Source organism: Neisseria perflava (assembly GCF_002863305.2).
Taxonomy (GTDB): domain Bacteria; phylum Pseudomonadota; class Gammaproteobacteria; order Burkholderiales; family Neisseriaceae; genus Neisseria; species Neisseria perflava_A.
Window position 1 is genome coordinate 1,876,348 of sequence record NZ_CP136962.1, and the last position, 12,627, is coordinate 1,888,974.

At 51.5% G+C, this 12,627-nt stretch carries 11 protein-coding genes; 1 reads left to right on the forward strand and 10 read right to left on the reverse strand.

Going from position 1 to position 12,627, the window contains the following annotated elements; translation table 11 throughout:
- Positions 1-168 precede the first annotated feature (168 nt).
- Complete coding sequence (locus CYJ98_RS08730; RefSeq protein WP_101755717.1) at positions 169-582, forward strand: helix-turn-helix domain-containing protein; 414 nt, start codon at positions 169-171, stop codon at positions 580-582.
- Positions 583-662: 80 nt separating this feature from the next.
- Here the strand turns inward: CYJ98_RS08730 and murJ are convergent, their stop codons facing one another.
- The 10 genes from murJ to CYJ98_RS08780 form a co-directional block, all read right to left on the reverse strand.
- Positions 663-2,201, reverse strand: coding sequence for a murein biosynthesis integral membrane protein MurJ (gene murJ, locus CYJ98_RS08735; protein WP_101755716.1), 1,539 nt, complete (start codon positions 2,199-2,201; stop codon positions 663-665).
- A gap of 9 nt (positions 2,202-2,210) precedes the next feature.
- The gene (gene lpxB / locus CYJ98_RS08740; protein ID WP_101755715.1) at positions 2,211-3,386 is read right to left on the reverse strand and encodes a lipid-A-disaccharide synthase; all 1,176 of its coding nucleotides are present in this window, start codon (positions 3,384-3,386) and stop codon (positions 2,211-2,213) included.
- Between the two features lie 160 nt (positions 3,387-3,546).
- Positions 3,547-4,323: an acyl-ACP--UDP-N-acetylglucosamine O-acyltransferase gene (lpxA, locus tag CYJ98_RS08745; RefSeq protein WP_101804492.1), complete on the reverse strand. Its 777-nt coding sequence runs from the start codon at positions 4,321-4,323 to the stop codon at positions 3,547-3,549.
- A gap of 75 nt (positions 4,324-4,398) precedes the next feature.
- Entirely contained in the window at positions 4,399-4,848 is a 450-nt protein-coding gene (gene fabZ / locus CYJ98_RS08750) for a 3-hydroxyacyl-ACP dehydratase FabZ (RefSeq protein WP_003681704.1), read from the reverse strand.
- A gap of 73 nt (positions 4,849-4,921) precedes the next feature.
- Entirely contained in the window at positions 4,922-5,962 is a 1,041-nt protein-coding gene (gene lpxD, locus CYJ98_RS08755) for a UDP-3-O-(3-hydroxymyristoyl)glucosamine N-acyltransferase (RefSeq protein ID WP_101755714.1), read from the reverse strand.
- A gap of 101 nt (positions 5,963-6,063) precedes the next feature.
- Positions 6,064-6,573 (reverse strand): OmpH family outer membrane protein, encoded by a 510-nt coding sequence (locus CYJ98_RS08760; RefSeq protein ID WP_101755713.1) that lies wholly within the window; start codon positions 6,571-6,573, stop codon positions 6,064-6,066.
- 111 nt (positions 6,574-6,684) lie between these two features.
- Positions 6,685-9,087, reverse strand: coding sequence for an outer membrane protein assembly factor BamA (bamA, locus tag CYJ98_RS08765; RefSeq protein ID WP_101755712.1), 2,403 nt, complete (start codon positions 9,085-9,087; stop codon positions 6,685-6,687).
- A gap of 3 nt (positions 9,088-9,090) precedes the next feature.
- On the reverse strand, positions 9,091-10,431 hold the full coding sequence (gene rseP / locus CYJ98_RS08770) for an RIP metalloprotease RseP (protein WP_101755711.1): 1,341 nt from the start codon (positions 10,429-10,431) through the stop codon (positions 9,091-9,093).
- Between the two features lie 131 nt (positions 10,432-10,562).
- Positions 10,563-11,744: a 1-deoxy-D-xylulose-5-phosphate reductoisomerase gene (ispC, locus tag CYJ98_RS08775; protein ID WP_101755796.1), complete on the reverse strand. Its 1,182-nt coding sequence runs from the start codon at positions 11,742-11,744 to the stop codon at positions 10,563-10,565.
- Positions 11,745-11,861: 117 nt separating this feature from the next.
- Positions 11,862-12,611: an SIMPL domain-containing protein gene (locus CYJ98_RS08780; RefSeq protein WP_101755710.1), complete on the reverse strand. Its 750-nt coding sequence runs from the start codon at positions 12,609-12,611 to the stop codon at positions 11,862-11,864.
- Positions 12,612-12,627: the final 16 nt, after the last annotated feature.

Sequence of the window (12,627 nt, forward strand, 5' to 3'; positions counted from 1 at the left end):
ATAGTTAAGAAAAACACAAAGGAAATAAAAGTTCTCCAACCCATCATTATGCTTAAGGTATCTATTTATAATGGCATAATTTTATGTAACCAACTGCTGGTAAGCCAGCAACCAAAAGTGATAAAATCCTACTGAAGTTTGGGTTGAAATTAATAAAAAGTGGTAACTATGAAGACATATGAAAAAATCCGGTTAATGCGAGAAATGAACCAATGGTCACAGGAAGAGGTTGCGGATAAATTAAATCTTTCCACCAACGGTTATGCAAAAATTGAACGCGGTGAAACTAGATTGAACTTACCACGCCTGGAGCAAATTGCTGAAATTTTTCATATTGACTTACTCGATTTGCTTCAATCCGAAAATAAAGGTTTTGTATGCCAAATTAATGAAGGCGACAACAACAGTGATATTTCTTTCTATGCAACACCTTCACAAGAGTTAACTGCAGAAATTGAAAAATTAAAGCTGACTATTAAACATCAACAAGAATTAATGTTGCACAAAGATCAACTGCTACAGCAAAAAATAGATGAAAATCTATTACTGAAAGAATTGATTGAAAATCTGCGTTCGAAATAAAATAAAAGGCCGTCTGAAAATGTTTCAGACGGCCTTTTTAGTGAATAGCCTTTAAGCCAAAGCAATAGCACTACGGCTGCCTATTTTTCCACCCTGCGGAAATGGTGCGGACGGAAACCGAGCGCGGCGAGGGAAACAAAGTAGAGGCCACCTCCCAAGGCAATCAGGACGCAGAGTTGGCCTGCTTTTTTAAAGCCACCGACGTGCACCCATTCAAACGGCAGATAATATTGCGCCAGCCACAAACCGCCGCCCATGACGACCAAAGAAATGACCATTTTAACCAAAAACGCTGCCCAACCTTTACCGGGGCGGTAGATGCCGTGTTTGCGCAAAAGGAAAAACAGCAAACCTGCATTCAGACACGCGCCCAAACCGATAGCAAGGGACAAGCCGACGTGTTTAAGCGGCGAAATGAAAGCGAGGTTCATCAACTGCGTGCAAATCAGCGTGAAAATAGCGACTTTAACGGGGGTTTTGATGTTTTGGCGGGCGTAGAAACCGGGAGCCAACACTTTAATCATAATCAGACCGATCAAGCCGAAGGAATAGGCAATCAGCGCGTGTTGGGTCATTTGCGCGTCGTGCAGCGTAAATTCACGGTACATGAACAAGGTCGTAACCAGAGGGAAAGACAACACGGCAAGGCCGACGGCGGCAGGCAGGGTCAGCAGCATACACAGGCGCAAACCCCAGTCGAGCAGGCCGGAAAACTGCTCGGTATCCTGACTGGCGGCGTGTTTGGACAAGGTGGGCAGCAAAATCGTACCGAGTGCCACGCCCAAAACGCCGGTCGGCAATTCCATCAGTCGGTCGGCGTAATACATCCATGACACGCTGCCGGACTGCAAAAACGAGGCAAAAATGGTGTTGATAACCAAGGAAATCTGCGCCACGCTCACGCCCAAAATAGCCGGCCCCATCTGTTTCATTACGCGGTTGACCGCTGCGTCTTTAAAGCTGAGTTTGGGCATTTTCAAGAAGCCCAGTTTCGCCAACCAAGGCAGTTGGAACACCAGCTGCAACACGCCGCCGACAAATACTGCCCACGCTAACGCCATAACAGGCGGATCGAAATACGGTACGAAGAACAGGGAAAAGACGATAAAGGAAATATTCAAAAAAGTCGGCGTAAAGGCGGGAATGCCGAATTTATGATAGGAGTTGAGTATTGAGCCGACAAAAGACGACAAGGAAATCAAAAAGATATAAGGAAACGTTACCCGAAGCAGGTCGATGGAGAGCTGAAACTTATCGGCATCTTTGGCAAAACCGGGCGCAGAAACATAAATCACCCACGGCGCGGCAAGTATGCCCAGTGCGGTAACAATGACCAACACAAACGACAACATACCGGCCACATGACGCACAAATGCCTGCGTGGCTTCGGGTGAGCGGGTTTCTTTGTATTCCGCCAAAATCGGTACGAAGGCTTGGGCAAATGCGCCCTCTGCAAACACGCGCCGTAGCAGGTTGGGCAGTTTGAACGCGACAAAAAACGCATCCGTCGCCATGCCTGCACCAAACGCACGGGCGATAATCGTATCGCGCACAAAACCTAAAATGCGCGACACCATCGTCAGGCTGCCAACCTTGGCCAATGCTCCCAATAAATTCATGTATTTTCCTTACTTGTCTTTCAGGCCGTCTGAAAATCCGGCTTCTTCCAATACTGCCGCCGCCGCCAATGCTGCCGTATCTTTTTTCAACAGCAGATGCAAGGCGTGGAAATCCTGTTCCAACACGGCCACGGCTTCAGGGTGGTCATACCAGTCTGCCACGGCCTGTGCCAGTTTTTCAGGGACGGCATCGTGTTGCAGCAGCTCGGGAACAGCGGTTTTACCCAACAAAATATTGGGCAAACCAACATGCGGCACTTTGATTTTGTTTTTCACATACGCATAAGTCAGCGGCGAAATTTTGTAGCTGATGACCATAGGCCGCTTGCACAAGGCCACTTCCAAAGTCGCCGTACCGCTGGTGACCAATACCACGTCGGCAGCGGTGCAAACCGTATCCGACTGCTTGTCGGTCAACGTAATGGGAAGGGCGGCAAATTCAGGTTGCGCCAAAATTTCACTAATGCGTTTGCGCGTTGCGACCGTCGCCACAGGCAGCAAAAACTGTGCCTTCGGATAACGTTTCAGCAGCAATAAGGCCGTCTGAAAAAACACCACCGCCATGTAATCAATTTCGCTCACGCGGCTGCCGGGCAAGATGGCAAACACGGGCACGTCCGCAGGTACGTCCAGCTTCTGCCGCGCCGCCGCCCTATCCGCTTCCACCGGTATGGTTTGCGCCATCGGATGGCCGACAAACTCGGCTCTGCCTCCGGCATCGATATAAAGCTGTGGCTCCATCGGAAACAGGCACAACACGCGGTTGACCTGATGCACGATTTTATTGACCCGTTCGCGCCGCCACGCCCAAACCGACGGGCTGACGTAATGAATGGTATGAATGCCTGCCTGCTTGAGTTTTTCTGCCACGCCGAGATTAAAGTCCGGCGCATCGATGCCGATAAACACATCCGGCTTGAGGCGGATTAAATCGTTCACCAGCCCTTTGCGGATTTTCAAAATCTGCGGTAGGCGTTTGATAACCTCAACAAAACCGCGCACCGCCAGCTTTTCCTGATCGTACAAACTCTCAAAACCCTCCGCCTTCATGCGCTCGCCGCCGATGCCGGTAAACCGCGCGTTCGGGCAACGCGCCTTAATGGCACGGATTAAGTGTGCGCCGAGCAAGTCGCCGGAAGCTTCGCCGACGCTGATGGCGATAAGGGGGGAAGAATTGGAATTCATATTGTTAAGGTTCGGAAGCTAAAAGATTTTGGGGCGGTCATTTGCCCACCCATTTTCAGACGGCATCGGCAGCAAACGGACAAAAAACCTGCCCTACTGCACGGATTTTTGCAATCCAAAGGCCGTCTGAAAAAGTTTCAGACGGCCTTCAATCCATCCATCAATGGATAATACCGCGTGTGGATTGTGCAAAAAAGTCTTTAAATACCGCCAATTCGCTTTGGGTTTCGGCGCGTTTCAGAATCTCTGCCTTGGCTTCTTCAAACGGAATGCCGCGATGGTAAATGGTTTTATACACATCTTTGACAGAGGCAATCTGTTCGGCCGTGAAACCGTTGCGGCGCATACCTTCGCTGTTGAGGCCGGCAGGTTCGGCGCGGTAGCCTGCAGCCATAAAGTATGGCGGTACGTCTTTGTGTACGCCGGCGGCAAACGCGGTCATGGCGTAGTCACCGATTTGGCAGAATTGGAACACCAGCGTGTAGCCGCCCAAGACGACGTAGTCGCCGATGGTAACGTGACCTGCGAGTGAGGCGTTGTTAGCGAAGATAGTATGGTTGCCGACCACGCAGTCATGGGCAAGGTGGCAGTAGGCCATAATCCAGTTGTCGTCGCCGATACGGGTTTCGCCGATGCCGGTAACCGTACCGAGGTTGAACGTCGTAAATTCGCGGATGGTGTTGCCGTTGCCGATAATCAGCTTGGTCGGCTCGTCGCGGTATTTTTTGTCCTGCGGAATTTCGCCGAGGCTGGCAAATTGGAAAATGCGGTTGTTTTCACCGATGGTCGTATGGCCGTTGATGACGACGTGCGGACCGATTTCGGTATTCGCACCGATTTGGACATTGGGACCGATGATGCTGTACGGGCCGACTTTGACGCTGGAGTCGAGTTCGGCTTTGGGGTCGATGACGGCGGTCGGATGGATAAGGGTCATGCTGTTTCCTTGCTATCTGATACAGGTATTGCCTGCAAGATGCCGTCTGAAGCTTTCAGACGGCCTGTCCCATTCTTACACCACGCGTTTGGCGCACATAATCACGGCTTCAACGGCAACTTGACCGTCGACTTTGGCAACGGCGTTGAATTTGCCGATACCGCGTTTGTTGGTCAACAGCTCGACTTCAAAAACCAGTTGGTCGCCGGGGATGACTTGGCGTTTGAAACGGGCGTCGTCGATACCGGCGAAGAAGAAGAATTCGTTTTCTTTGCGGCCGCCCTCGCTGAGGATGGCGAGTGTGCCGCACGCTTGCGCCATGGCTTCGATGATCAGCACGCCGGGCATCACGGGCAGGTCGGGAAAGTGGCCTTGGAACTGCGGCTCGTTCATGGTGACATTTTTAATCGCAGTCAGGGTTTTCATCGGTTCGAACGCAGTAATGCGGTCGAGTTGCAAAAACGGATAACGGTGTGGGATAAGTTTTTGAATGTCTTTGGCTTCGATCGGGAGTTGTACGTCCATGATGTTCGTCTTTCCTTGTTTGTATTGGGTTTAAACGTATTCGGATGCGGGGTGCGGACTGTTTGCGCCGCATTTAGGCTTCGTCGCTGTCGGCAAGCTGTTTTTCCAGCGTTTTGAGGCGTTTGTTCATTTCGCTCAAACGGTGGATATAAACGGCATTGCGCGCCCAGTCTTTGTAGCCCGACATCGGGAAAATACCGGCCAAATGCTGGCCGCTTTCGGTAATACTGTGGGTAACGGATGTACCGCCGCCGATGGTGGTTTTATCGGCGATTTCGATGTGTCCGACCGTGCCGACGCCGCCGCCGATAATGCAATAATTGCCGATGGTGACGCTGCCGGAAATACCGGTTTTGGCGGCGATAACGGTGTGCGCACCGATTTTGCAGTTGTGGCCGATTTGGACTTGGTTGTCGATTTTGGTGCCGTTGCCGACGGTCGTATCGCTCATTGCGCCGCGGTCGATATTGGTGTTCGAACCGATTTCCACATCATCGCCCAGCGTGACTGCGCCGGTTTGCGGAATTTTAAACCATGAATCGCCGGCGAAGGCCAAGCCGAAACCGTCCGCACCGATGACTGCGCCGCTGTGGATTTCGACACGGTTGCCCAAAGTGCAGCCGTAATAGATAACGGCGTTGGGATGCAGCACGACTTCATCGCCCAACGTGCAATCGTGTTGGACAACGGCATTGGCCAAAATACGGCAGCCTTCGCCTAATACGGCATTCGCGCCGATATAGGCATTTGCGCCGATTTCGCAGCTTGCCGGTACTTTGGCGCTGGCCTCGACAACGGCAGTCGGATGTACGCCGCCCTGTGCTTTGACAATCGGCGAGAACAATCGTGCCACTTTGGCAAAATAAAGATAAGGGTCGGCAGCCACAATCAGGTTGCGGCCCGCAAATTCGTCTGCGGCTTTCGGCGACACAATCACTGCGCCTGCCTGGCTGTCGTGTACTTCAGCTTTGTATTTCGGATTGGCCAAAAAGCTGATGTGTTCCGCCTGCGCCTGATCCAACGGACGGACGGCGGTAATGGCGATGTCTTCGCCTTTCCATTCGCCGCCGAGCTGGGAAACGATTTGGGACAGGGTGTATGCTTGTGAAGTCATGATAATCTGCCGTCAAGATGTCAGGCCGTCTGAAAGATGCCGGTTTGGATTTCAGACGGCCTTAGATTTGTCTGTATGGTCACATTCGCTGCCGAGCAGGGTCAGTGTGCGTTTAGGGCTTTGATAACGCTGTCGGTAATGTCGTAGCGGCCGTTGACGTAAATCACGTCCTGCAAGATGAAGTCGTAACCTTCGCGTTTGGCTAAATCGACGATGACGCGGTTGGCATTTTGCTGGAGCGCGGCGAATTCTTCATTGCGGCGCAAGTTGTAGTCTTCAGCCAACTCGGCCTGCTGCTTGCGGAATTTTTGTACCAGATTGCGCCATTTTTGGGTTTCCGCTTCCCTTTGGCTGTCGCTGAGTTTGTCGCTACTCAGTTTTTGCTCCAAAGCCTCGCCTTCCTGCTGCAGCTTTTGCAAGACGGTTTGACGGCTTTTGAACTCTTTTTCCAAAGTCATCTGAATGCTTTGCGCCTGCTTGGATTCCTGATAAACGCGCTCGGTATTGATAAAACCGATTTTCTGCACGCCATCCGCCGCCGCTTGCGGCAACAGCACGAAACCCGGCAGGGCTACGGCGAGGACACGGAGGGTGTCGGCTATTTTACTCATGATAAAAATCCTTGCTTGAAAACAAACGGGCGGTTTGCAATAAGCTTGCCGCCAATCTGCCATGAGGCCGTCTGAAACGGACAAACCCGGTTTCAGACGGCCTAAACATCATCAGAATGTCGTACCGAGTTGGAATTGGAAGCGTTGGATTTCGTCGCCTTCTTTTTTCTTAATCGGATAAGCATAACTGAACTTCATCGGACCCAGCGGAGAGAGCCAAGTCACGGCAGCACCGGCAGAGTAACGCAATTCGTTTTTGAATGTCGATTTGTGCGTTGTGCCTACGCCATACACGTTTTGGAGCGCGCCATTAGTGTAATAAGAATTGCTGCTGCTGTCGTTGTAGGTTTTGTCATCCCACACGCTGCCCGCATCGGCAAACAGGCTCAGACGGACGGTACGCGAGTCTTTAATGCCCGGCATCGGGAAGAGCAACTCTGCGGAAACGTTGGCTTTTTTGTTACCGCCGTAGCTGATTTTCTCGCCGTATTCATCATAGACTTTCGGGCCCAGCGTACCGCTTTCAAAGCCGCGGACAGAGCCTAAGCCGCCGCCGTAGAAGTTTTCAAAGAACGGCATGGTTTTGGTTTTGCCGTAGCCGTTGCCATAACCGACTTCGCCACCCAGCATCAATGTGAAATCTTTGCTCAACGGGAAGAACCAAGTTTGGTTGTGGGTCAGGGTGTAGTATTGCAGGTCGCTGCCCGGCAAGGCGATTTCGCCGTTTACGCCGGTCAGGTAACCGCGGGTCGGCCACAAGGCATTGTCGGTTTTGTTGCGGCCCCAGCCGATGGTACCTTTGTACAACCAGCCTTTGAAGTTACCCACGCCGCTGCCGTCACCTTTACCATATTGGTTGATAAAGTCGGCATAGCGTTTAGGCGCGCCTTTGTAGGTGTTCACGGTCAGACGCTCTGCGGCCAAACCGAAATTCACACGGTCATATTCGGTAACCGGAATACCGATACGCAAACCGCCGCCGAAAGTCGTGGTTTTATATTGTTTCGCGCTGGAAGAAGCTTTACGCGGGTCGTAAGACTTGCCGTAAAGGTCGTAGCCCAAGCTTACGCCGTCAGGTGTGAAATATGGGTCGGTAAACGACAATGAGCCGTTTACTGTGGTTTTACTGCGGGAAGCGCGCAGGGCAACGGATTTACCCGTACCGAACAGGTTGTCTTGAGCCACGCCGGCAGACATCACCAAACCGGTATCCTGAACCCAACCTGCGCTCAAGTCGAGCGAGCCGGTAGAACGTTCGGTCAGGCTCATGTTCAGGTCAACTTGGTCAGGCGTATTGGCCACAGGAACCGCATCAAATTGAACGTTGTCGAAGTAGCCCAACAACTCAACGCGCTCTTTAGAACGTTGCAGTTTGGCAGAGTCGTAAGGCGCCGATTCCATTTGGCGCAACTCGCGGCGGATGACTTCGTCACGGGTTTTGTTGTTGCCGGTAATGTTGATTTCGTTCACATAGATTTTGCGGCCCGGTTGAACGGTCAGCACAAAATCAACGGTATGCGTTTCGGCATTTGGAATCGGTTGGACATTGATTTCACTGAATGCGTAACCTGCCTGACCCATGCGGTTTTGGATGGCTTCGAGCGAATTGGACATTTGCGCGCGCTCGTACCATTTGCCCGGCTTCATGGTCAGCAGTTTTTCCAAATCTTCTTTCGGCACTTCCAGCGTATCGCCTTCGATGCGTACATTGCCCCAACGGAAGCGGTCGCCTTCGCTGACGGTTACTTTAATGGTTTGCTTAGTTTTGTCTTCGTTGGTTTGGATATCGGTATCCAAAATACGGAAGTTGAAGTAGCCGTTGTTTTGGTAGTAATTGGTGACTTTTTCCATGTCCTGAGCAAATTTTTGCTCATTGAACTGGTTGCTCTTAGTGATCCAAGTCCACATGCCGCCTTCGCTCAGGGACATTTGTTTCATCAGACGGCGGTCGGAATAAACTTCGTTGCCCTCAAAGGAAATATCGGTAATCTTGGTAGATTTGCCCTCTTCGATGGCAATATCGATAGACACGCGGTTGCGGGCGAGTTTGGTAACGGTCGGCGTGATTTGGACAGACTGTTTGCCACGGCTCAAATACTCTTCTTTCAAACCGGCAACGGCTTGGTTCAGCGTTGCTTGGTTGAAGTATTGGGATTGCGCCAAACCGAAAGCTTCAAGGTTTTTCTTGATGGCATCGTTTTGCAGCATTTTCGCGCCGGTAATATTGAGCGAGCTGATGGTCGGACGCTCAATCACGGTCAGCAGGACTTGATTGTCCATGGTTTCGACGCGTACGTCGTCAAAGAAACCGGTTGCGTAGAGTTTTTTGATGATTTCTTCACTGCGCGCATCATTGAAATTATCACCGACTTTAACGGGCAGGTAGTTGAAGACGGTACTCGGCTCGGTGCGTTGCAGGCCTTCGACGCGGATGTCCTGAATGGTAAAGTCAGCCAATGCCAGTGGAGACAGGCTCAATACCATTAAAGCGGAAGCAATCTGGTTCAGTTTCATAAATTATCCAAACAAACGGTTGATGTCATTAAAGAAAGCCACAGCCATCATCAAAAGCATGGCTGCCAGTCCGAAGCGCAGGCCGACTACCTGTATGCGCTCGCTCAAAGGCTTTCCGCGTATCCATTCGGCGGTATAGAAAACCAGATGTCCGCCGTCTAAAACGGGTATGGGCAAAAGGTTCAACACGCCTAAGCTGATGCTGACCAAGGCCAGAAATTCGAGGTAGCTCTGCAATCCGAGTTTAGCGGATTGTCCGGCGACATCGGCAATGGTCAGGGGACCGGAAATATGGTTCAAAGAGGCATTGCCCGTAACCAGTTTTCCGAAAAATTTGAGGGTCGTCCACGAATAGTTGACGGTTTTGTTCCAACCCAATTCAAAGGCTTGGGCAACGGAAGGCGTATAACGGTAGCGGATGGTTTTATCCCACTCTTTATCCGCCTGAGCGGCAAGCCCTGCTCTACCCACCAGCACGCCTGCCGACTGCTCGACGCTGTCCGGACGGATAGCGGTCGCCAGTATTTTACCGGCGCGCTCGTAAGTCAGTTCGATTCGTTTGCCGGGGCTGGCGCGGAAGAGTTCCGTCCATGCCTGCCAGCTTTCGATGGGCTTCCCATCGGCGGTCAGCAGTTTGTCGTTTTCCTTCAAACCTGCTTTTTCGGCCGGACTATTGGCCAAGACTTTGCCGATGCGGTTAGTAATTCTAAAAGGCAAAAGGCCGATGTTGCCTTGGCTTTTCGCAACTTTACCTGCTTCAGGCGTACCGGCGGCATCAATTATGCGGATGGCTTGGGTATTTGAGGCCGTCTGAACAGCGACTTTTACAGGGCCAGCTTCAAGGTTCAACACCATCTCGGTTTGCGCATCGCTCCAGTCTTTAACGGCGATTCCGTTGACCGATACAATTTTATCGCCTGCCTGAAAACCTGCTTTGGCGGCAATACTGGCAGGCTCGACCATGTCGACATAGGGGCGCAACTCGGTTACGCCGAAGGAAAAGCTCAAACCGTAAAGCAAAACGGCCAAAATCAAATTGGTCAAAGGGCCGGCGACGACAATGGCGATGCGCTTGGCCGGATGCTGCTTGTCAAAGGCGTACGGCAAATCTGCTTCTGCCACCTCGCCTTCGCGCGTATCGACCATTTTAACGTAACCGCCCAGCGGAATCGGGGCAAGACACCACTCGGTATCGCCGCGTTTTCGGGTGAAAAAGGGCTTACCGAAGCCGATGGAAAAGCGCACGACTTTAACACCGCACCAGCGGGCAACAATATAGTGTCCGAACTCATGCAGGCTGACCAAAATCAGAATGGCGACGATAAAGGCTAAAAAGGTTTGCAAAAAAATCCCCTGAGTGGAGTGTGATCATCAACGGATAAGGTCGTCTGAAAACCGATTATAAAGGCAGTTGTTCCATTTTGTCTGCCTAAATGCCAAGCGGTTGACGTTTCAGACGGCCTGTCATTGAAGCTTTACTGTTTGCCGATAAAGGCTTCTGCCTGCCTGCGTGTTTGCGCGTCCTGCGCCAGCAGGCCTTCGATATCGTGACGGCCGTCTGAAAAATCTTGGGCAAGGCAGTGGGCAACGACTTTAGCAATATCGGTAAACTTAATGCGTTTATCTAAAAAAGCGGCTACGGCAACCTCGTTGGCAGCGTTCAACACGCAAGGTGCAGCACCGCCTGCATTCATGGCCTGATAGGCAAGTTTCAAACATGGGAAACGGTCAAAGTCAGGCTTTTGGAAGGTCAATGCGGACAATGCGCCGAAATCCAGTTCGCCCACGCCGGAATCGATGCGTTCGGGCAGGCCCAAGCAATAAGCAATCGGCGTACGCATATCGGGATTGCCCAACTGCGCCAATACCGAACCATCGCGATAACGCACCATGCTGTGTATCACGGATTGCGGATGAATGACGACTTCCAGTTTTTCCGGCGGACAGTTAAACAGCCAATGCGCCTCAATCAACTCCAAGCCCTTATTCATCATTGACGCGGAATCGACGGAAATTTTGCGCCCCATGCTCCAATTCGGATGCTTGACCGCCTGCTCGGGCGTAATGCTGTCAAATGTACTTAAATCGGTGTTAAGGAAGGGGCCGCCCGATGCAGTCAGAATAATCGAATTGATACCGTGCTCATTCAGACGGCCTGTGTAATCCCTTGGCAATACTTGGAAGATGGCGTTGTGTTCGCTGTCAATCGGCAAGACAGTAGCGCCGTTTTGACAGGCGGTTTCCATAAACAATGCGCCGGAAACCACCAGTGTTTCTTTGTTTGCCAGATAAATGGTTTTGCCTTTTTGAGCGGCGGCTACAGCCGACGGCAAACCGGCCGCGCCGACAATGGCACACATCACGCCGCTGACTTCGTCGGCAGAGGCGACATCAATCAGGGCTTGAGAACCATATAAAACCTGTGTATCGATGCCTTCTTGTTTGAGTTTCTTTTCCAGCTCAGCGGCATGGCCGGCATCGCCGACAACAGCATATTCCGGACGGAACTGTTTGCATTGCGCCGCCAGCTTGTCCACCTGCCTATGCCCTGCCAGCGCGAACACGCGGAATTTTTCGGGATGGCGAGAGACAACGTCTAAAGTGCTTTCGCCTATGCTGCCGGTACTGCCTAATATGGTCAGAACTTGTTGTGTCATGGTGTGTTCTTTGTGTGCTGTGCAAACGGTATTCATTGTGTTTGAAATAAATTTCTTTGCCATTTCCAATTTTCAGACGGCCTTTTGCCTCCCAGCTGAAAAGGCCGTCTGAAAGAATTACTCAATGCCGTATTCGATGGTAACAACCAGTCGGACTTGTTTGCCAACGGTGCTTTTATCGTAAGAGCCGCCGTATTCATCGTCCTCGCTGCTGCCGGTGTCGGCATAGATGTTGAACGAGCCTTGCGAAGCAGAACGCATGGCGCCCACTTTGCCGCCGCCGGTTTTAGCAAATTCGGCCGCGCGTTTCTGCGCGTCCTCAGTCGCCTGCGTAATCAAATCACGTTTGATGGTTTCCAAATTGCCCAGCAAATATTGCGGATTATCGAAGCGGATGAATTCGTTTTGCGCACGGAAGTTCAAAATGGCGCGCTGTGCTGCTTGGATTTTGTCCAGTTTTTTGGTGTTAACCACAATATTGAGGTTGCCATCGTAGCCGTTGGGCGTGCGGGTTACGTTGCCCAGTTCGTCTCGGGTTTCATTGAAAACGCGCGACACTTCAGGCAGGCCCACTTTCATTTCAGCCGCCGTAAAGCCTTGCTCGCCCAAAAACTTAGACAGCTTCTTGCGTCTTGCCGTCAGCAAATCCAAAACTTCCTGATAGCTCTCGCCGTGCGCATTCACGCCCGTATTCCACGTCGCGCTGTCGGATTGGAAGTTTTTCTCTGCCAAACCTTTTACGGTAATTGTCCCCGGCTGGCGCAGATTCTTAAACTGCACGCCCAAAATAAACGCTGCAGCCATCAATCCCAATGCCAACAATACGCCCAAGATCGATAAAGATGAAATCTGTTTTTGTTCGGACATAATCAGCTCCCCCAAC